At 68.5% G+C, this 18,494-nt stretch carries 20 protein-coding genes and 1 tRNA gene; 10 read left to right on the top strand and 11 right to left on the bottom strand.

Going from position 1 to position 18,494, the window contains the following annotated elements; translation table 11 throughout:
• The first annotated feature begins 288 nt into the window (after nt 1-288).
• The 4 genes from I3V78_RS25115 (at nt 289) to I3V78_RS25100 (ending at nt 2,706) form a co-directional block, all read left to right on the top strand.
• Nucleotides 289-588 (top strand): hypothetical protein, encoded by a 300-nt coding sequence (locus tag I3V78_RS25115; protein WP_204490972.1) that lies wholly within the window; start codon nt 289-291, stop codon nt 586-588.
• A 121-nt stretch (nt 589-709) separates the two neighbouring features.
• A complete protein-coding gene (locus I3V78_RS39975; protein ID WP_275583503.1) occupies nt 710-835 on the top strand; it encodes a hypothetical protein in 126 nt (41 codons plus the stop codon).
• A gap of 241 nt (nt 836-1,076) precedes the next feature.
• The gene (locus I3V78_RS25105) at nt 1,077-1,421 is read left to right on the top strand and encodes a hypothetical protein (RefSeq protein WP_239576583.1); all 345 of its coding nucleotides are present in this window, start codon (nt 1,077-1,079) and stop codon (nt 1,419-1,421) included.
• A 127-nt stretch (nt 1,422-1,548) separates the two neighbouring features.
• Nucleotides 1,549-2,706, top strand: coding sequence for a hypothetical protein (locus tag I3V78_RS25100; RefSeq protein ID WP_204490971.1), 1,158 nt, complete (start codon nt 1,549-1,551; stop codon nt 2,704-2,706).
• Between the two features lie 239 nt (nt 2,707-2,945).
• Here the strand turns inward: I3V78_RS25100 and I3V78_RS25095 are convergent, their stop codons facing one another.
• A complete protein-coding gene (locus tag I3V78_RS25095) occupies nt 2,946-3,551 on the bottom strand; it encodes a hypothetical protein (protein ID WP_204490970.1) in 606 nt (201 codons plus the stop codon).
• Between the two features lie 619 nt (nt 3,552-4,170).
• Between I3V78_RS25095 and I3V78_RS25090 the strand changes: the two genes are divergently transcribed.
• Nucleotides 4,171-4,244 (top strand) — tRNA-Arg (locus tag I3V78_RS25090).
• A gap of 12 nt (nt 4,245-4,256) precedes the next feature.
• Here the strand turns inward: I3V78_RS25090 and I3V78_RS25085 are convergent.
• The 4 genes from I3V78_RS25085 to I3V78_RS25070 all read right to left on the bottom strand — a co-directional run bounded on the left by I3V78_RS25085 (nt 4,257) and on the right by I3V78_RS25070 (nt 6,680).
• Entirely contained in the window at nt 4,257-4,478 is a 222-nt protein-coding gene (locus I3V78_RS25085) for a hypothetical protein (RefSeq protein ID WP_204490969.1), read from the bottom strand.
• 84 nt (nt 4,479-4,562) lie between these two features.
• Nucleotides 4,563-5,033 (bottom strand): SMI1/KNR4 family protein, encoded by a 471-nt coding sequence (locus I3V78_RS25080; protein ID WP_420840428.1) that lies wholly within the window; start codon nt 5,031-5,033, stop codon nt 4,563-4,565.
• Nucleotides 5,034-5,047: 14 nt separating this feature from the next.
• On the bottom strand, nt 5,048-5,596 hold the full coding sequence (locus I3V78_RS25075) for a hypothetical protein (RefSeq protein WP_338023742.1): 549 nt from the start codon (nt 5,594-5,596) through the stop codon (nt 5,048-5,050).
• 217 nt (nt 5,597-5,813) lie between these two features.
• On the bottom strand, nt 5,814-6,680 hold the full coding sequence (locus tag I3V78_RS25070) for an MBL fold metallo-hydrolase (RefSeq protein WP_204490966.1): 867 nt from the start codon (nt 6,678-6,680) through the stop codon (nt 5,814-5,816).
• Between the two features lie 142 nt (nt 6,681-6,822).
• Here I3V78_RS25070 and I3V78_RS25065 point away from each other — a divergent pair, with 142 nt between their 5' ends.
• From I3V78_RS25065 to I3V78_RS25055, 3 genes are all read left to right on the top strand, one after another.
• Nucleotides 6,823-7,740 carry a LysR family transcriptional regulator gene (locus I3V78_RS25065; protein ID WP_204490965.1) on the top strand — a complete coding sequence of 306 codons (918 nt, stop codon included), beginning with the start codon at nt 6,823-6,825 and terminating at the stop codon, nt 7,738-7,740.
• A 91-nt stretch (nt 7,741-7,831) separates the two neighbouring features.
• Nucleotides 7,832-9,157 carry an NAD(P)/FAD-dependent oxidoreductase gene (locus I3V78_RS25060; RefSeq protein WP_204490964.1) on the top strand — a complete coding sequence of 442 codons (1,326 nt, stop codon included), beginning with the start codon at nt 7,832-7,834 and terminating at the stop codon, nt 9,155-9,157.
• 17 nt (nt 9,158-9,174) lie between these two features.
• Complete coding sequence (locus tag I3V78_RS25055) at nt 9,175-10,845, top strand: aminotransferase class I/II-fold pyridoxal phosphate-dependent enzyme (RefSeq protein ID WP_239576581.1); 1,671 nt, start codon at nt 9,175-9,177, stop codon at nt 10,843-10,845.
• 84 nt (nt 10,846-10,929) lie between these two features.
• Here the strand turns inward: I3V78_RS25055 and I3V78_RS25050 are convergent, their stop codons facing one another.
• Nucleotides 10,930-11,667 (bottom strand): class I SAM-dependent methyltransferase, encoded by a 738-nt coding sequence (locus I3V78_RS25050; RefSeq protein WP_204490963.1) that lies wholly within the window; start codon nt 11,665-11,667, stop codon nt 10,930-10,932.
• 134 nt (nt 11,668-11,801) lie between these two features.
• On the opposite strand from I3V78_RS25050, the gene I3V78_RS25045 reads away from it, so the two are divergent.
• A complete protein-coding gene (locus tag I3V78_RS25045; RefSeq protein ID WP_204490962.1) occupies nt 11,802-12,716 on the top strand; it encodes a DODA-type extradiol aromatic ring-opening family dioxygenase in 915 nt (304 codons plus the stop codon).
• 16 nt (nt 12,717-12,732) lie between these two features.
• On the opposite strand, the gene I3V78_RS25040 is transcribed toward I3V78_RS25045, so the two are convergent.
• Genes I3V78_RS25040 through I3V78_RS25020 form a run of 5 tightly spaced genes read right to left on the bottom strand, consistent with a single transcriptional unit; the run spans nt 12,733 to nt 17,469 of the window.
• The gene (locus I3V78_RS25040) at nt 12,733-13,629 is read right to left on the bottom strand and encodes a LysR family transcriptional regulator (protein ID WP_338023741.1); all 897 of its coding nucleotides are present in this window, start codon (nt 13,627-13,629) and stop codon (nt 12,733-12,735) included.
• A 10-nt stretch (nt 13,630-13,639) separates the two neighbouring features.
• Nucleotides 13,640-14,323, bottom strand: a complete 684-nt coding sequence (locus tag I3V78_RS25035; protein ID WP_204490961.1) for a histidine phosphatase family protein — start codon at nt 14,321-14,323, stop codon at nt 13,640-13,642.
• Nucleotide 14,324: 1 nt separating this feature from the next.
• Complete coding sequence (locus tag I3V78_RS25030; protein ID WP_204490960.1) at nt 14,325-15,398, bottom strand: phosphotransferase family protein; 1,074 nt, start codon at nt 15,396-15,398, stop codon at nt 14,325-14,327.
• A gap of 8 nt (nt 15,399-15,406) precedes the next feature.
• The gene (locus I3V78_RS25025) at nt 15,407-16,228 is read right to left on the bottom strand and encodes an SDR family oxidoreductase (protein ID WP_204490959.1); all 822 of its coding nucleotides are present in this window, start codon (nt 16,226-16,228) and stop codon (nt 15,407-15,409) included.
• 5 nt (nt 16,229-16,233) lie between these two features.
• A complete protein-coding gene (locus tag I3V78_RS25020) occupies nt 16,234-17,469 on the bottom strand; it encodes an acyl-CoA dehydrogenase family protein (RefSeq protein ID WP_204490958.1) in 1,236 nt (411 codons plus the stop codon).
• 94 nt (nt 17,470-17,563) lie between these two features.
• Here I3V78_RS25020 and I3V78_RS25015 point away from each other — a divergent pair, with 94 nt between their 5' ends.
• A complete protein-coding gene (locus I3V78_RS25015) occupies nt 17,564-18,472 on the top strand; it encodes a LysR family transcriptional regulator (RefSeq protein WP_204490957.1) in 909 nt (302 codons plus the stop codon).
• The last annotated feature ends 22 nt before the right edge of the window (nt 18,473-18,494 follow it).

Genomic DNA, 18,494 nt, shown 5'->3' with positions numbered 1-18,494 from the left:
CCCGCCTTCGCTGCGGCGATGCGCTTCACCGCGGGGTAGCCGCGAGCGCGAGCTTGCACCGCGCCGAGCGATCCAAATTTGAGTCGGACTCGCGGTTTTTGGGGGGGAGTGGGCCCCCGGGGATGCCAACAGATGGCATCCCCTGTGCATTCATTCTCCTGCTCTGCGAAGGCCCTCAAAGCGAGGGCCGGTGTCGCAGAGACGTGTCAGTACTGCTTGGTGTCCGTTGCTAGGCCGGTGCCTCCCCGCACTGGCCTAGGTTCCTCAAGTGCAGAACGGAGATGGCTCATGAATCTGGAGAGATTTGAAATCCTTGACAACGTCCTTGACGTGTTGGCTGAACTCGGTTTTCGGGCCACTTACGGGGCGCTCGCTCGCGTTCTTGGCGTTGCTAGTGGTCAGCAAGTTGGCTCGATTCTTTCCCTCAGACCCAGGGATCCTCGTCATTCCTGGGTCGTTGCGAAAAGAACAGGTCTCCCTACGGGCTACGTTCCCGAGCAGTGGCATCCAGGGCTGTTTGCGCATGAGGTGGTGATTGAAGACCCCGCCATCCTGGCGAGTCTGCGGCCTGCCTGCGGCGAGAACTAGAACTCACTGTTGAGATCGAGGATGGGCGATCGCTGGCTCCAATAGCCAAGGCGTTCGCCCCTCTTCGGCGGGCATGAGCACGCCGTCTGAGTCGAAGCCTTCCCCGTGGCCGACGCTGGCCGTGACCCTCGCCGTCACGCTGGCCGGTATCACCTGGCAGTGGGGCACGCTGGGTTCGGACGTGCGCCACCTCGAGCGCCGCGTCACCACGGCTGAGGCGGAGCTGGCGCGCGTCTCCTCCGCCTAGTCCAGGGCCGACACCCAGGCCGCGCGCATCGAAGCGCGACTGGAAGGCGTGAAGGAGGAGTTGACCCGGCTCGCAAAGGCCGTGGAGTGCCTGTCCGATGAGCCCGCGCCGACCCGCTCGGCCCGCTCCGTCCCTTGACGCCCTTCACCCGGGCGGACCTTGGGGCCCGCCCGCTTCCCCGGAGCACCCATGCGCCGCATGTCCTTGCCGTCCCTCTCTGCAGGCCCAGGCCGATGCGCTCGTGCCCATGGATGAGGTGGGGGTGGTGCAGTCGCTCTCCTCGCGCAACTGGGGCCTGCTCGCGTGCGCCCTAGTGCTGGGCGCGGTTTGGGTGGTGCGCTGCTTCCTTGCCTCGCGCATGCCGTGGCTCTACTTGGACGTGGCCGGCGTGGTGCTCTCCATGGCCACCGCCGTCTCCACGTACCTGGTGGGCGCGCTCAAGACGGGCACGCCGCTCACCTTCACCCTGGTGCTCGGCGCCCTGCTCACCGCCGCTGGCGCCTCGGGCCTCTTCTCCTGGGGGAAGAAGCTCTCCTCTGCGGCGAAGGTGACGGCCCAGCGCGCGGTAGCCATGTCCATTTGCTGAGGACGCTGTCTGACGATGCGTGATGGGCCCGGTCTCCAACGTGGAGGTCGGACCTTTGGCGTTTTCAGGAGTGGCGTTTTCTTGCCAATGAACGACAGTCACATCGAGCAAGCGCTGCGCATGCACCTTGATTTTCAAGGCGCCCTGCACAAACATCGTCAATATGGGCGCTTGGATACCAATTTTCGTTCTCCCGAACGTGTCGCTCGACTCCTCAATCGAGAATGATGTCGCAGCACTGGCTCCTCTAGACGATCCGCGTGCGCTTGCTGCTAGTGATGCAGATTCCGTCTTCAAGTGTTTTTCTGAACAATTTAGTGATGCGTTTGGGCGGAAGGTTGAGCCGTCCGTGCTCCTACTTCGCGCAGATGCGAATCGTGCGTTCTTTGATGTTGGCGCAGTTTCAAGCTTTCGGGACGCCATTGCTATCTCGGCCATTGGGTACAGCAGGGCTCTCGAACTTATCTTTCCCCGGGGACACCGTGTTCTCTATGGTGATGCGCTTGCCTTTTATCCATGGACTCCTTCGGCAGGAGTGGCCTCAATGGTCATCCGTACGCCCGCGTACGCTGGGATTGATGAGGTCAAGCGTTTTCATGGGCAATCATCACCCGTCATCCCCACAATGAGACTGCAAGGCGATCATTTGGATATGCATCTGCTCCGCGAGCTTTTTTCTCGCTGGTGTAGACTCTATGGCAGTTCGAGTCCGCGTCGTGATGATGTTGCTCTATTTAGGTCTCTGAACATGGCATTCCATGCATCGCTAATGCCAGCGGGCGCCGACGAGACCTTCTATGATCGTGGCCGCCTTATTTCCTTGTGGGTCAGCGCGTTCGAGATCCTCGTTCACCCTGGTCCTGGAGGGAGCGCAAATAAACTCAGTGTGTTTAACCTGCTTGAAGACTTCAAGTGGTTGAATCCAAAAAGCGCTGCCAGGACATATGAGACCAGCTACAGGAGAGTGATTAAGCGACGAACTCTAGCGTCGTGGCTGTACGAGAAGATTTACGAATGCCGATGCAAGTTTCTCCACGGAGAGGTAGTGTCTCCCTCCGACTTTAATGTGCCGCGCCCGGAGGGGTGCTTGGATGAGTACGCTGCGCCTTTGTATAGGATGGCACTGGCGGCATTTCTTCCGATTGTGGGTGATGCATCCGTCTGGGTCGTGGATGGGGATGTGCAGTCAGTGGCTGCGTTGCTCGATGAGCGAATCTCCCTGGAGCGCACGCAGAACGAATTTGAGGCGGCGCTATGGACTGCTTTGCCGCCGGAGCCTCAGTGACGTGACAGGCCTGGGTGGTGTGAGCCATGGCTTTTGCCACTGCGGTGAATGAATGGCAGGCATCCTGGAGGCAGTCTGCCTGGGGCATCTGGAAGTCCACCTCTGGGCCGACCTGCTTGGTGTCGCGCTTGTCCTCGTCAAATACCCTCCGCATTTGTTGAGTCGCACCTCCTACTGAAAAATGAAGGGTCCGGCCTCCGAGGTGGAGACCGCGCTTTTCTCGCGTCTGGTGCTGGCGACTACATGCCCTGGTGCGAATCCGCCTTCTTCGTTGGGTCGTACAGGTAGGCGGGATTAACGAGGAGGAGCGCGCCGGACGGCACGCCCTCCACCACGAACTTGGGGCCCGCGACACTCACCGCGTGCTCGACGAGCACCCCCGCGGGCATGCGCCCCCGGTAGACGCGCGAGACGTAGTCGAAGTTGGGAGAGGACGTGAAGGCACGAGACTCACCGACCTCATCCAGGCGAGGCAGGCGGAGCGTAATGCCGTTCGCCTTCATGACGTTGTTCATCTTGTCCGAGCCGTCTCTAACCCCTTCGTTCTCGCACCAGTAGTACGACATGCGCCGCAGGTTACCGAGGTCGCTCTCGATGTGCTGAATGGACAGCAGCGCGAACGACGAGTGCGTGCTCGACACGAGGGCCTTGTACGCTACCATCCAGAGGTGGATGAGCGTGCACTGCAGGCTGGCCTCGCTGAGCTTCTCCTTCGCGCGCTGCATGGCGGGGTGGGACATCACCTTATGGATGCCTAGCAGGGTGTCCTTCTTGAGCCGCGCGGGCGTCTTGAGCTGGGAGATGGCCGCTTCGATCGGCGTCCTGGGATCGAGGGGCACGTCCATCGCGCACGTCACCTGGGGAGGGAGGAGGGGGGCGAAGGAGAGGGCGGCGAGGGGGGAAGCGCTTGAAACAGGGGACAGCTTCATAGGGTGCGAATCCTGGGCGTCGACGCGAGGGGTTCGGCCGGGCCCAGGAAACAGAAGGGGTGCCCTTCACCGGGTTGGTGGATGCGCACGCGCCTCTATCCCTCACACGCTGGGCAGGCCACTCCCTCCAGGACGCTCTCCGGCGCGAGGCGGGAGTCTTCCCCCGTGCCCCGGCAGGCCGCGCAATGGACGACGCCCAGGGCCTTGCGCTGGCGAGCCCAGACGAGCGCGACCTCCCGGCTCTCGCGCAGCACCGCCTCGTCCACGGCGAGTTGGTGCCAAGCGAGGCGCGCGGCGGAGACCACGAGTCGGAGACGTAGACCCTGTCCGGGCGGGCGCCACCGGGGCACAGCCCGGCTGGACCGGAGTCGGCGGTGAGCGGGTCGGCGGTGCCCGTGACGGACGGCGGGAGGACGTCACCGCCGACCTTCAGCCCCACTCGCCCACGGAGGTCACGGTCGAACAGTGCCGCGTGGCAAGGGCCTGAGTTTCGTTGCGAGCCCCCTTCGGCCTGCTATAACGGGCCCGTTCAGCCGGTCCCGTAGCTCAGTTGGATAGAGCGGCGGTTTCCTAAACCGCAGGCCACTGGTTCGATTCCAGTCGGGGCCACTCGCCCTGCTTCTAAGTCCTCGGAAGCAGGGCGTTTTTCTGTCCGGTGCCGTTCAGGCGTGTTCGCCCGATGAGCGTATCCAACCGGGCCATCCGTTCGGGCGTGCACATGGCGTCCCGCTTCTTCTTCTCGGTCAGGCGCACTCGCGCCGAGCCTCCATGGGGATTGGCCACCAGCTCGCCGAAGGCGGCTTGCGCCCGCTTGTTGAGCTGACGCTCCATCTCGTTGATCAAGTCGATGCCTTCACGGGCGCCTTCCGGAGCGCTGTAGCGGCCGAAGAAGGCGTAGAAGATGAAGCTCAGCGGCAGCAGGGCCGCTCACTTCTCGTGCCGGTCCAACCAGAACGGGCGTCCGTTGCTCCGCAGCGCCTCGGCCAGGAACTCGGAGAAGGAGGAGGCGAGCGGCCAAGTGTATTCCTTGTTACGCCATGCCTCCTTCCAGCCGTCCACGAGGGGGTAGCAACCCTCAACCTGTCGGCTCACGTCCAGCATGACGTAATCACCATCTTGCACGTCGCAGATCGCATAGATGTATGCAGGGCCCCACGGGTCGTCGTCTTCACCGAAGATCGCCGCTCTTCCTCTCTCGATTTCGGACAGCGGGAGGATTCTGAATGGGGCGAAGGGAGGTGGCTCGAACAACCGTGCCCCATTGCAGTGCAGGTAGAAGGCCCGCAGGTCCGGGTCCAGCTTCCAACCCACCCCTCGCTCGAACTCCTCGATCTCCTCGGGAGTGGCAGGGGGAGACGGGAAGTGGTCGCGGGAGACCTCTTCGAGCAGGCTGCTCATCGGGGGGGTCATCGTCAATTGTCTGTGTAGGGCAGGTTGTGACCCACCGAATTCCAGGGGGCCTGTCCATCGTAACACTTCGGGTACTCTCGGTTGAACACCTCGTGGACTGTTGGCTCCGCTGGAATGATGTTGTTCCCGTCGAGCGGAGCACCCCAGTGCCAGAGGTCTCGGATGTGATGCCCTGGCCAGGCCCTGCCGCTCTCGACGGGCCACTCTCCGAATTTCTCGCTCCACACCTTCCGAAAGGACCTCATGCCGTTGCGCCACTCGTTGCGTGCGGCTTCATTCTCCACCTTCGTCCGCGTGGGGAATTTGCAGCAGCAGTGATAGATGCCGTAGCGGCTCCCGGCCTTCACGGGAACGGGAGGGACGACGAGCCGTCCCTCCCAGTCGAACTTGAGATCGGCCAGCCACATGCAGCCCATGAGTGGATGGCCCTCGCTGGCGCACTCCCTCTGGCACCCGTTCATGAACTCCTGGCGGCACTGCCAGGGGCCGTAGAAGAGGGTCGTCTTCATCTGCCCGCCCAGCACGTTCACCGAGGGCAGTTCCTTCTTCACGGCGGGCCTGGCTCCCGGTGAGGGCGAAGGGCCAGAACCTCCCGTTCCCTGGGTTGTCGCGCATCCGGTGAGGAGCACCCACAGCACCACCGCTTCGGCCAGCTTCATGGGAAGTCCCCGTGGGGATGGTCACCCCCTGATGGGTTGCCAGACAAGGAAATACTCCTTGGGTCTGGCACACGCCGGAGCCAGACCCTCTTGACCGATGGAGTCCTCGTCAGCGCTTCGCCTTCTTCGCGAGCGCCGCCTGCGTGCTGAAGTCGAGGATCATGGGCAGCTCGAACGTGCCGTACTTCGCGAGCACCGGGCGCTTGACGGCCTCCGCGTCATCGGACGCCGCGAGCGAGGTCTCGAAGTCGCGGATGTAGGCCGCCGTCTCGCGCAGGGCCGTGGTGCCCGGGGGCGCCTTCTCCGAGCGGTGCCCCGGGATGACCGTGGTGGCGCCGCGCTTGTCGAGCTGCTCGATGTTCTTGAGCCACTTCGCCCGCCAGACGGCATCCGTGTTCGCGAGGTAGGGGTGCACCTGCTGGTAGGCCACGTCCCCCGCGATCAGCGTCCGGGTGGAGGGAATCCACACCGCCGTGGCGGCCTCGCTCTCCCCGGCTCCCAGGGAGAGGAGCTCCAGCCGCTGGCCCTCCAGCTCCAGGTGATCCTCCGCGAGCGGGGAGGGCGTCACCGGCGCGGTGGTGAGGTTGGCGCCGTACATGGGCTTCCACTGCGCGACATGCTTGGGCGCCAGCGCCTTGATCTCCGCGATGACGGCGGGCGTGGCGACGATCCTCGCCTCGGGGAAGGCCGCGCGCACCACCTCGAGGCCGAAGTAGTGGTCCGGGTGGCCGTGGGTGATGAAGACCGTCTTCAGCGTCTTCTTGGAGTCGAGGACTTTCGCCACCAGGCGGTGGGCCTCCGAGAGCGTGAACTGCGCGTCGACGAGCACCGCGTCCTGCTCGCCGGTGATGAGGGTGGACGTGACGCGAAAGCCCTCGGGCGACGCGGTGAAGACCTCGGTCTTGAGCGGCGCGGCGGCCTGGACCGGAGCGGCGAGCGAGAGGGACAGGGCGAACATCGGCAGGGCGAGCTTCATGGCGTTCTCCAGCGAGGAAGGGTGTCCCGGGGCCGAGCGCCTCGAGACCCCGGCAAGATGCGCGAGCCGCCTCGGGGAAGAAATGGCATGAAAGTCATCGCACTGTTGACGCTCCGTCACGAATCACGCGAGCGTGGTCCGCATGGACACCTTCTCGGAGATCGCGGTCTTCACGCGGGTGGTGGACCTGGGCGGCTTCGCGCGGGCGGCCCAGAAGCTGCGGCTCACGCCCTCGGGGGTCAGCCGGATCGTCTCGCGGTTGGAGTCCCGGCTGGGCGTGCGGCTGCTCAACCGGACCACCCGCAGCCTCAGCCTCACGGACGAGGGGGCCGCGTACTACGAGCGCTGCACGCGCATCCTCGCGGACCTCGACGAGGCGAATGCCTCCCTGGCCCGGAGCCGGGTCACCCCTCACGGGCGGCTGCGCGTGGACGCGCCCGTCGCCCTCGCGGACTACGTGCTCGGCGCGGCCCTCCCGCGCTTCCTCGAGCGCTACCCGGAGGTGTCGATCGATCTGACGGTCCGCGATCAGCTCATCGACCCGACGGCCGAGGGCGTGGACGTGGTCATCCGCCTCGCGGCGGCGCGGGACTCCGAGCTCGTCTCGCGCAACCTCGCCCCCGCGCGCTTCCTCCTGGTGGCCTCGCCCGCCTATCTCGCCGCGCGGGGGCGGCCCCGCACGCTCGCCGCGCTGCGCGAGCACACCTGCCTCGCGTACCTGTCGAACACGGGCCCCCTGCCGTGGCGCCTCAAGGGCCGGGCGGGGGAGGAGAAGTACGTCGTGGACGGCCGGCTCGTCGCGGGCTCGGGCAACGTGCTCACCCGGGCGGCGGTCGCCGGGCTCGGCATCGCCCAGACCATCGAGTACCACGTGGCCGCGGAGCTCGCCCGGGGCGAGCTGGAGGTCGTCCTCGAGGAGTACGAGCCCGAGCCGCGCACGGTCCACGCCCTCTTCGCGCGACAGAAGTCCGCCGTGCCCAAGGTCCGGGCCTTCATCGACTTCCTGGCGGAGCTGTTCGCCTCCCCCCCGGCGGGCCTGGCGGGCCGGACGCGCCGGTAGGCCGCGCGGCGAACGTCCTCGCTTTCCACCCCGGGTTGAGTTCTGAACACAAAACCTGCTATTTCCCCAAAATCTTGAAAAAGGGGAATTCATGTTCGATGCGATCGTGATCGGGGGCCGGTGCGCGGGGGCGGCCACGGCGATGTTGCTGGCGCGCAAGGGGCACCGGGTGCTGATGGTGGATCGCTCCACCTTCCCCAGCGACGTCATCTCCACGCACTTCCTGTGGCCGCACGGAACGTCGTACCTGAACCGGTGGGGGCTCTTGGAGAAGGTGCTCGCCGTGACGCCCTCGCACACGGAGCTGGAGCTGGTGCACGACGGCATCTCCCTGAGCGGCGGCGTGCCGGAGGATCTGCTGCGCCAGTCCTTCCAGCAGCTGCACGGCGATGACACGGGGGTGGTGCGGCGCTACTGCTCGGTGCGGCGCCGGGTGCTGGACAAGATCCTGGTCGACGCCGCCGGGGAGGCGGGGGTGGAGGTGCGTGAGGGCTTCACCGTGGAGGAACTGCTCACCGAGGGCTCGCGCGTGGTGGGCATCCGGGGCCGCACGCGCGAGGGCACGCGGGTGGAGGAGCGGGCGCGCATCGTCATTGGCGCGGATGGGCGCAACTCCTTCGTGGCCCGGACGCTCAAGCTGCCCCGGTTCGACGAGCGCCTCCAGTGCACGTTCGCCTACTGGGGCTACTTCTCCGGGTTCGACGCGGGGCGGGCGCACCTGATGCGCCGGGGGCGGATGGGCGCGGCGATCGTCCCCACCAACTTCGGGCAGAACATGACGCTCGTCTTCGGCCCCAGTGAGTGGTCCGAGGCCTTCCGCCGGGACATCCCCGGCAACTTCCAGCGCGCCCTGGACTTCGTGAGTCCGGAGTTCGGCGAGCAGGTGCGAACCCAGGGCCAGCGCGAGGAGCGCCTGTACGGGACCCTGGATCAAGCGGCCTTCCTGCGGCCCTTGCATGGCGCCGGCTGGGTGCTGGTGGGGGACGCGGGCTGCTTCAAGGACCAGTGCACGGCCACGGGCATGACGCACGCCTTCCGGGACGCGGAGCTGGTGTCGGCGGCGCTCGACGGGTGGCTGGCCGGGCGCCAGCCGCTGGACGCGGCGCTCAAGCACTACGAGGACCGGCGCCGCAGCCAGTCCGCCGCCGCCTACTACGACTATGTCTGCACCCTCGCCGAGATGAAGCCCTTGCGGCACGACGAGCTCCAGCTCTTCGTGTCCCTGCGCGGCAACCAGGAAGAGACCAACCGCTTCATCGCCACCCACGCGGACATCTCCCCGGTGTCCGAGTTCTTCCAGGCCTCCAACCTGCTGCTCATCAACGACGCCGCGAAGGAGTCCTCGCGCGGTCACGCCATCTTCGAGCAGTTCGAGTCCACCTCCCGCCAGTACCTCCACAACCCGTTCGCCGCCTGAGCCCGGAGACCCCACCCATGAATCCCATCCAACCGCGTGAGGACGATGAGCTCATTGGCGCCATCCTGGGAGCGGCCGACGAGGCGTCCCGGTGCATCCAGGGCCGCTCGATCGACGAGGTGCTCGCCACCCCCGACGCCCGGGAGACCCTGCGGCGCTGTGCCACGGACCTGGGCACGGCCGCTCGGGAAGTCTCGGAGATGATGCGCAACTGGGCCAGCCACATCCCCTGGGAGTCGATGACGGCCATCGGCGAGGACGCGCCCGCGGCCGACGACGGCGCGGTGCGCGCCCTGTGGGGCTTCATGCACCAGCAGCTGCACCAGGTGCGGGGAGACCTGGAGGAGATGTGGCGGCCCGCGCACCTGCGCCGCGAGGTGGACCCGGACGAGACGTACGCGCTCGACAAGAACGCCTATGACTTCTACCGGCCGGTGGGGAGGAACCTCCTCCAGCGCACCGAGGAGTTCCATGGCTGGGTGGAGGCGCGCCGCCGGACCGAGACCTGGCAGTACTCGCGGGTGCTGGAGGCCTCCCCGGGCAGCATCGCCCGCATCACCAACGACGTGGGCCGCCGCACCCAGGGCATCAACTTCAACTCCCAGGACTACCTGTCCTTCAATGCCCATCCCGCCATCCGGGAGGCGGCGGCCCGGGCCCTGCACGACTACGGCCCGCACAGCGCGGGCTCGCCCATGGTGCTCGGCAACACGCGCATCTCCGACGCACTGGAGGCGGAGCTGGGAGATTTGCTGAAGATGGAGCACCTCACGCTGTTTCCCACCGGCTGGGGCGCGGGGTTCGGCTCCATGGTGGGGCTGGTGCGCCAGGAGGACCACGTCGTCATCGACCGGCTGGCGCACGCGTGTCTGCAACAGGGCGCGCGCGCGGCCACCCGCAACGTCATCCGCTACGAGCACCTCAACCTGGAGTCCGTGCGCCAGCACCTGAAGGACATCCGCGCGCGCGACTCGCGCAACGGCATCCTCGTGGTGACCGATGGCCTGTTCTCCGTGGACGCGGACTGGCCCGACCTCGTCATGCTCCAGGACATCTGCCGGCAGCACGACGCCACCCTGCTGGTGGACGTGGCGCACGACCTGGGCGCCATGGGGCCCGGCGGCACGGGTGTGATCGGCATGCAGGAGCTGCTGGGCAAGGTGGACCTGGTGATGGGCGCCTTCTCCAAGACGTTCGCGTCCAATGGCGGCTTCCTGGCGTCGCGCTCGGCGGCGGTCAAACAGTACGTGAAGATGTTCGGCGGCTCGCACATGTTCTCCAACGCCCTGTCGCCGGTGCAGTCGGCGGTGGTGCTCGAGGCCACGCGCATCCTCCGCTCTCCCGAGGGCGAGGTTCTGCGCGGGCGGCTGTTCAAGGCCATCCACGCCCTGCGCGACGAGCTCTCCCGGCGAGGCCTCACGTGCATGGGCTCGCCGTCGCCCATCGTCCCGCTGCTCATCGGCAACGAGAAGCTGGCGCGCATCGCCAACCGGCGGCTGTTCGACCGGGGCGTGCTCGCGTTCATGGTGGAGTTCCCCGTGACGCCGACGGGCTCCTCGCGCTTCCGGCTCCAGGTGCAGGCGGCGCACGAGCCCCAGGACGCGCTCGAGGCCGCGCGCATCATCGACGAGTCCATCGCCGAGGCGCGCGCCTACCTGTCGAGCGCCTTCGGCTCCGGACTGGCGTGAGGCGGAGCGGGCGGAGTTGAAACCGCCCACGCGACACCTCTTCTGCACGGACCCTGCGTCCTCGGGTCCGAATGCCGTCGGGTCTCACCGCTCGCAGCGCAGGGCCACCGCGTGCGGATTGTCGAGGTAGTCCCGCCAGAACGCGGGGCCCTCCTTCCGCAGTCCCTCCGGGGAGCACTCGGGGAGGAGCCAGGTGAGGGTCTGGAAGCCCGCCGCGCGCAGGGCCCGCTCGTAGGTGCTCCGGCTCCAGTGCGCGAAGTGGATGGTGAACGGGCTCTTCGTGTGCAGTGTCGCGGAGATCGTCTGGCCATCCACGGGCGCCTCCGGGTAGTCCCGCAGGGTGATGCCGTAGCGGGTGAACGCGGGGCCCTTCGCGCGGAAGTCGGGATTGAACGCGTAGGTGACGAAGCGGCCTCCCGGCTTCACGTGATCATGGATGTTCTGGCACATCCGCAGCAGGTGCTCGGGCGAGGTCGCGTAGTGCAGCAGGTAGACGGCCGTCACGACATCGAAGGCCCCGAGCGCGGGCATCTCGGCCACATCCGCCACGTGGTAGGTGAGGCCCAGGGGATGGGCGTCCTCCTGACGGCGCGCCCCGCGAATCATCTCCTCGGAGATGTCCACGCCCACCACCCGCGTGGCGCCCCGCGCCTTGAACTGCCGCGTGTACAGCCCGTCGCCACACGCCAGATCGAGCACGCTCTGGCCCTCCACGGACCCCAGCGCCTTGAAGAGGGTGTGGCCTTCCAGGTGCTCGGAGCGCACGGGCAGCACGTCCCAATCCGCGACCTTGTCTCCGAGCTGGTCATACTGTGCCGCCATGTCTGGGTCCTTTCGAGGGAGGGGTGTTCCAGGATGGGAACACAGTAATGCGCTTCGTTCCCCTAGCGCGACGCCCGGGTCCCCGGCACATATGCTCCCGAGCGCCCCCGGACGGGCGCCTGGAGGAGTCGCACATGAGTCACGAGGATGAAGCGGGCGTCACGCGGCGCGCGGCGCTGGTGGGCGGTCTGGCGGGCGCCGCGGGGCTCACCGCGCTGGCCCAGGGGCAGGGGACGGCTTCGGCGCGGCCCGAGCGCATGCCCGTGGTCTTCATTCCCCATGGCGGCGGCCCCTGGCCGTTCGTCGACATGGGCTTCAACGATCCCCAGGAGTTCTCCGCCCTGAGCGGCTACCTCCAGTCCCTGCGCGCCGTGCCGAAGACGCCGCCCAAGGCGCTCCTGGTCATCTCCGCGCACTGGGAGGAGGCCGTGCCCACGGTGATGACGAGCCCCCGGCCGCCCATGCTCTACGACTACTACGGCTTTCCCCCGGCCTCGTACCAGATCACCTGGCCCGCGCCGGGCGACCCCCAATTGGCGGCCCGGGTGCGCGAGCTGCTCGGGGCGGCGGGCTTCCAGACGGCCAGCGACGCCCAGCGCGGCTATGACCACGGCACCTTCATCCCGCTCAAGCTGACCTACCCGAACGCGGACGTGCCCACGGTGCAGCTGTCGCTCAAGCACGGGTTGGATCCCGCCGAGCACCTGGCGATGGGACGGGCGCTCGCGCCCCTGCGGGACGAGGGCGTGTTCATCATCGGCAGCGGCATGTCGTACCACAACCTGCGCGCGGGCTTCGGCCGGGGCGCCCAGCGCGTGGCCGAGGACTTCGACGCCTGGCTGCGGGAGACCGCCGTGCTCGACGCCCCGGCGCGTGATGCCCGACTGAGCCAGTGGGATCAGGCGCCCGCGGGCCGTCAGTCCCACCCGCGCGAGGAGCACCTGCTGCCCCTGATGGTCATCGCCGGCGCGGCGGGCGCGGACCGCGGCACCATCGCCTACAACGGCACCTTCATCGGCACGCGGCTGTCCGCGGTCCACTTCGCCTGAGCGGGCGCCGGGCGGCCTACTCCCCGCCCGTCACCAGCGGGTTCGCCGCGAGGTAGGCGATGACGCAGTCCCGGAAGGCGGCGACCTTCCGGGGCACGTGTTCGGTGCGCGGGTGGACGAAGAAGAGGTGACCCACCTTGTGCGACCACCCGGGCAGCACGCGCACGAGCCGGCCCGCCGTCACGTCCTGACGCGCGAGGAAGGTGGGCAGCATGGCCAGGCCCAGGCCCTCGCACACCGCCCGGTGCGCGAAGAGCAGATCGTCCGTGACGAGGCGCGGCCGGGTAGGAGCCACGAGCGGCGCGGGCAACTGCTGCACCCGGCGGTGGATGATCCAGTCGTGCGCGCCCACCTCCGCGGCGCTCCGGGGCGTGCCGCGCCGCGCGAGGTAGGTGGGGGCCGCGTAGAGGGCGGACTCCAGCGCGCTGAGGCGCCGGGCCACGAGCGTCGAGTCCGAGAGCCGGACGGAGACCCGCAGGGCCGCGTCGAAGCCCTCGCCCACCAGGTCCACCGTCTGGTTGGTGGGGCGGATGTCGAGCTGCACCGCCGGGTAGCGCGCGGAGAACGTCGCCGCCAGCGGGGCGAGGAAGGTGAGCCCCATGTCCACGGGCGCGGTGAGGCGCAGCGCGCCGGACGGCTCGTCCTCCTGCTCGGGCAGGCCCGCGGTGATGTCGCGCAGGGCGGCCACGAGCGGCCGGACCTTGTCGTGGAAGGCCGTGCCCGCCGTGGTGAGCGCCACCTGACGGGTGGTGCGGTGGAAGAGCTGCACGCCCAGGGACTCCTCGAGCGCCGCCACGCCCCGGCTCACCGAGGACTTCGGCAGCCCGAGCCGCCGGGCCGCCGCGGACATGCTCCCCGTCTCGGCCACCGCCACGAACACCGGCAGGAGGTTCAAGTCGGGCGGGGTGCTCACGGACGGGGCCTCAGCGGTAGGTGAGGAGCGCCCGCCGGGCCCCCTCGAAGTGGGCGTGCTCGTTGAGCGTGGACAGGTAGCGGCCCCGCGCGCTGTGGATGACCTTGGTCACCGCCGCGTTGGCCATGGTCCAGTTGAGCTGGAAGGCGTGCGCGTCCGGGATGTGCAGCAGCTCCTGGCACACGGCGCTGATGGGCCCCGCGGAGGTGAACACCAGCACCGTGCCGGAGGGCGTCTGGAGGATGGTCTCCAGCGCGTCCAGGCAGCGCTGGCGGAAGGCGGACCAGGACTCGGTGTACCCGCCCGTGGTGTCCAGGACCCAGCGCTCCACGGCCTGGGCGAACAGGGCCTGGAAGGCCCGGCGGGGATCCGCCTCCCGCATCATCTCCTCCTGGAGGACGACGGGGTCCGCGTAGCGCGGCGTGTGGCGGCGGATGAGCTCCTCGTGGTCGAACTCGTCCAGGCCCGCGAGGATCCGGGGCTCGGCGCTCACGCCCAGCACGCCGAGGCACGTCTCGGCCGTCTGCCGGTGCCGCGCCATGCGGCCCATGAACACCGCGTCCACGCCCGGCAGGCGCGCGCGCAGGGACTCGCCGAGCACCCGGGCCTGCTCGAAGCCCGTCTCCGAGAGCTGGTCGTAGTCCTTCCGCCCGAACGACGCCTGCCCGTGCCGCACGAAGTACACGGCGCCCATGTCAGCGGCCTCCGCTCCGGATGAGCTTGCGGCAGCGCCAGTGCAGGTAGTTGATGAGCACCCAGAAGTTCTTGAACGCCGGGTTGCGCGTCTGCTTGTGGTGGTAGCGGTAGTAGATCTGCTGCGCGATGACGGCCAGGCGGAACACGCCGTACACCTCGTAGAAGGTCCAGTGCTCCGGCTTGAGCCCCGTGCGCTCCAGGTAGTAGGCGACCACCTCGTCGCGCCGGAGCATGCCGGGCAGGTGCGTGGGCTGGCGGCGCGTGGTGCGCAGGAACACGTCGTCGTCCGCGTGCACCCAGTAGGCGAGCATGCTGCCCAGGTCCATCAGCGGATCGCCCACCGTGGCCATCTCCCAGTCGAGCACCCCGATGACCTCGGTGGGCCGCTCGGGCGAGAGCACCACGTTGTCGAAGCGCCAGTCGTTGTGGATGACGCGGGTGGCGATGTCCTCGGGCGTGTGGGCCTTGAGCCAGTCGCGCACGTAGCCAAAGCGCGGCACGTTCCAGGTGCGCGCCTTCTCGTAGCGCTCGGACCAGCCCTCGATCTGCCGCCGGGGGTAGCCGGGCCCCTTGCCGAGCGACTCGAGCCCCGCGGCCTTGGGGTCCACCTGGTGCAGCTCGATCAGCTTGTCGATGACGTGCAGGCACAGCTCGCGCGTCTGGGCGCGGTCCAGGGTGAGGCCCCGGGGCAGGTGCTTGCGGGGGATGAGGCCCGGGATGCGCTCCATCACGTAGAAGTCCGCGCCGATGACCGAGGCGTCCTGGCACAGCCCCACCATGGTGGGCACCGCCGGGTAGACGGGCTTGAGCGCCTTCTGCACGGAGAACTCGCGCGCCATGTCGTGCGCGGACTTCGCCTTGGTGCCCGCCGGAGGGCGGCGCAGGATGAGATCGCGCGCGGGGTACTCGAGCCGGTAGGTCCAGTTGGACGCGCCGCCCGAGTACTGCGTCACCGTGGGCGTGCCGTGCAGCGTGGGCTCCTGGCGCTTGAGCCAGGCGTCCACGGCGGCGACGTCGAGTTCCTCGCCCGAGCGGACGGCTCCGGCCTGATCAGTGGGGGGCGGCTGGGACATGGGAGACCTCAGGCGGACGGCGCGGAACCGACGCCGCGCATCTTGCGCGTCTGCGTCTTGAGCAGCTCGGTGTAGATGCGCCGGGGCAGCAGGCGCTTGGCCAGCCACGCCTGGAGCCCCTCGATGTGGGGCAGCACGTAGAACTCGCGCTTGTCCACGGCCTGGTAGATGCGCTCGGCGACGTCGTCCGCGGTGATCTTCGAGCGCTCCAGCAGTCGGCTCATCATCTTGTGCATGCCGGGGCGGGGCGTGCGCAACGAGTCGGTCAGGTTCGTCTTGAAGAAGGACGGGCACACCAGGCTCACGCCCAGGCGCGTGTCGGCGAACTCGTTCTGCAGCGTCTCGGACAGGGAGACGACGGCCGCCTTGGTGGCGTTGTAGCTGCTCATCATCGGCATATCGAGCAGGCCCGCCATGGAGGCCACGTTGACGAAGTGGCCGTGGCCCTGGCGCTTGAAGACGGGGGTGAACACGTGGCAGCCGCGCACCACGCCCAGCAGGTTGATGTCCACGATCCACTGCCAGTCGGCCACGGACACCTCGTCGATGGCCCCCGCCTGGGCGACGCCCGCGTTGTTGACCAGCACGTCCACGCCGTCCCAGTCGGCGGTGAGCCGCTCGGCCACCGCGCGCAGGTCCTCCTCGCGTGTCACGTCGCAGGGGACGTACAGGGACGTGGGGGAGAGGGCCTGGAGTTCCTTCAGGGTGTCCGCGCCGCGCTGGGCGTGGACGTCGCCGATGCACACCCGCCAGCCCGCCCGGGCGTAGCGCAGCGCGATGGCCCGGCCGAGTCCACTGGCCCCGCCGGTGATGAAGATGCGCTTGCTCATGGTCGTCAGCTCCTGGAGAAACCGCGCTTGGCGAGTTCGATGCGGGCGATGACGCCCTTGTGCACTTCGTCCGGCCCGTCCGCGATGCGCAGGCTGCGCGCCTGGGCGAAGAAGCCCGAGAGGGGCGTGTCGCTGGAGACGCCCGCGCCGCCGTGCACCTGGATGGCGTCGTCCACCACCTTCTGCAGCACGTTGGGCGCCACCACCTTGATGGCGGAGATCTCCGTCATGGCGCCGAGCGCCCCCAGCTCGTCCAGCTTCCACGCCGCGTAGAGCGTGAGCAGGCGCGCCTGATCGATGGCGATGCGGGCCTCGGCCACGCGCTCGCGGTTGCCCCCCAGGTTGAGCAGCGGCTTGCCGAAGGCGGTGCGCGCCATGCCCCGGTCGATCATCAGCTCCAGGGCCCGCTCGGCCGCGCCGATGCAGCGCATGCAGTGGTGGATGCGTCCCGGACCCAGCCGCCCCTGGGCGATCTCGAAGCCCCGGCCCAGGCCGCCAATGACCGCGTCCTGGGGCACCCGGACGTTGTCGAAGCGCACCTCGCCGTGGCCGTGCGGCGCGTCGTACTCCCCGAAGACGGGCAGCATGCGCTCCACCGTCACGCCGGGCGCGTCCAGGGGCACGAGCACCATGGAGTGCTGCTGCCGCCGGTCCAGATCCGGGTTGGGGGTGTGCGCCATGAAGATGGCGACCTTGGCGTTGGGGTGGCCCAGGCCGCTCGACCACCACTTGCGGCCGTTGAGGACCACTTCGTCGCCCTGGAGCACCGCCGTGGCCTGCATGTTGGTGGCGTCCGAGGAGGCCACCTCCGGCTCCGTCATGCAGAACACCGAGCGGATTTCACCGGCGAGCAGCGGCTGGAGCCACTGCTTCTTCTGCGCCTCGGAGCCGTAGCGCCAGAGCACCTCCATGTTGCCGGTGTCCGGGGCGTTGCAGTTGAAGACCTCGGGCGCGAGGAAGCTGCGGCCCGTCTCCTCGGCGATGGGGGCGTACTCCAGGGTGCTCAGCCCGGCGCCGAGCGTCGCGTCCGGCAGGAACAGGTTCCACAGGCCCTCGGCCTTGGCCCGGGCCTTCCACTGCTCCATCTCGGGCGGCACGCGCCAGCGACGCCAGTCCCCGCCCGCCTGCGCCTCGTGCAGCCGCGCCATGTAGCGCGCCTCCGCGGGCTCGATGTGCTCGCGCACGAAGCGCTTCACGCGCTCGAGGTAGTCCTTGCTCCTGGCGCTCGGCTCGAAGTTCATCGCGACTCCCTGGGTGGGTGGCGGGGTGGGGGGCCTGGGCGCATCCTCGTCCGGTGGGGTTGATGAAGCCAGTGAATGTTGGTCATGTGTGGTCATGAATCAGGCTCAGGAGTCCTCACGCCTCGCGGGGTTGGACCTCAACCTCTTCCGGGTGTTCGACGTCGTGCTCCAGGAGCGCAGCCTCACGCGCGCCGCGGAGGTGCTCTTCCTGAGTCAGTCCGCTGTGAGCCATGCGCTGGCGCGGCTGCGGGAACAGCTCGGCGAGCCGCTGTTCGTCCGCGAGGGCCGGGGCGTGGCGCCCACGCCGCTCGCGGAGCGGCTCGCCCCGGAGATCCGCGAGGCGCTCACGCTGCTCCAGCAGGCGGTGCACCGCACCCGCCAGTTCGAGCCCGGGCGCGACGTGGTGGAGCTGGTGCTCGCGATGAACGACGAGCTGGAGCCCTCGCTGCTGCCCGGGCTCGTCGAGCGGCTGCGGGTCCACGCCCCCAAGGTGCGGGTCTCCAGTGTGCGGGTGGAGCGCACGAAGCTGGAGCGCGACCTGGCCTCGGGGCGGTTGGACCTGGCGATCGACGTGGCCCAGCCGACGAGCCCCGGCCTGCGCCACGCGCCCCTGCTGCGCGACGACTTCCGTGTGGTGGCGGCGCGCCGGCGCAAGCTGGACCTCGCGGCCTACCTCGCCGCGCGGCACGTCACCGTGTCCTCCCGGCGCACGGGGCTCGCCCTGGAGGATCTGGTGCTCAACCGCCTGGGCCATCAGCGGGAGATCGCCGTGCGCTGTCAGCACTACGAGGCGGCGTGCCGGGTCGTGGCCGGCTCGGACTGGCTGTTGACCATGCCCCGGCGCCATGCCGAGGCCATCGCGCGGCCCCTGGGCAACCACCTGCTGCCCATGCCGCTCGCGCTCCCGCCCCTGGAGATCCACCTCTACTGGCACCGCCAGACGGAGCTGGACCCCCGGGGCCGGTGGTTGCGCGAGCAGGTGCTCGCCGCCTCGGAAGTGTGACGGCGCTGGAACGGGGCCCGCG

Origin of the sequence: Archangium primigenium (assembly GCF_016904885.1) — a bacterium.
GTDB lineage: Bacteria > Myxococcota > Myxococcia > Myxococcales > Myxococcaceae > Cystobacter > Cystobacter primigenius.
Note: the sequence above shows the minus strand (reverse complement) of the source record. Positions and strands in the feature narration are given on the sequence as shown.

What these genes read in the sequence shown, in the direction of transcription:
- I3V78_RS25115 (WP_204490972.1), top strand. Translation starts at nt 289, where the DNA reads ATGAATCTGGAGAGATTTGAAATCCTTGACAACGTCCTTGACGTGTTG.
- I3V78_RS25095 (WP_204490970.1), bottom strand. Translation starts at nt 3,551, where the DNA reads ATGGACGTGCCCCTCGATCCCAGGACGCCGATCGAAGCGGCCATCTCC.
- I3V78_RS25080 (WP_420840428.1), bottom strand. Translation starts at nt 5,033, where the DNA reads ATGAGCAGCCTGCTCGAAGAGGTCTCCCGCGACCACTTCCCGTCTCCC.
- I3V78_RS25070 (WP_204490966.1), bottom strand. Translation starts at nt 6,680, where the DNA reads ATGAAGCTCGCCCTGCCGATGTTCGCCCTGTCCCTCTCGCTCGCCGCT.
- I3V78_RS25065 (WP_204490965.1), top strand. Translation starts at nt 6,823, where the DNA reads ATGGACACCTTCTCGGAGATCGCGGTCTTCACGCGGGTGGTGGACCTG.
- I3V78_RS25060 (WP_204490964.1), top strand. Translation starts at nt 7,832, where the DNA reads ATGTTCGATGCGATCGTGATCGGGGGCCGGTGCGCGGGGGCGGCCACG.
- I3V78_RS25055 (WP_239576581.1), top strand. Translation starts at nt 9,175, where the DNA reads ATGAATCCCATCCAACCGCGTGAGGACGATGAGCTCATTGGCGCCATC.
- I3V78_RS25050 (WP_204490963.1), bottom strand. Translation starts at nt 11,667, where the DNA reads ATGGCGGCACAGTATGACCAGCTCGGAGACAAGGTCGCGGATTGGGAC.
- I3V78_RS25045 (WP_204490962.1), top strand. Translation starts at nt 11,802, where the DNA reads ATGAGTCACGAGGATGAAGCGGGCGTCACGCGGCGCGCGGCGCTGGTG.
- I3V78_RS25035 (WP_204490961.1), bottom strand. Translation starts at nt 14,323, where the DNA reads ATGGGCGCCGTGTACTTCGTGCGGCACGGGCAGGCGTCGTTCGGGCGG.
- I3V78_RS25030 (WP_204490960.1), bottom strand. Translation starts at nt 15,398, where the DNA reads ATGTCCCAGCCGCCCCCCACTGATCAGGCCGGAGCCGTCCGCTCGGGC.
- I3V78_RS25025 (WP_204490959.1), bottom strand. Translation starts at nt 16,228, where the DNA reads ATGAGCAAGCGCATCTTCATCACCGGCGGGGCCAGTGGACTCGGCCGG.
- I3V78_RS25020 (WP_204490958.1), bottom strand. Translation starts at nt 17,469, where the DNA reads ATGAACTTCGAGCCGAGCGCCAGGAGCAAGGACTACCTCGAGCGCGTG.
- I3V78_RS25015 (WP_204490957.1), top strand. Translation starts at nt 17,564, where the DNA reads ATGAATCAGGCTCAGGAGTCCTCACGCCTCGCGGGGTTGGACCTCAAC.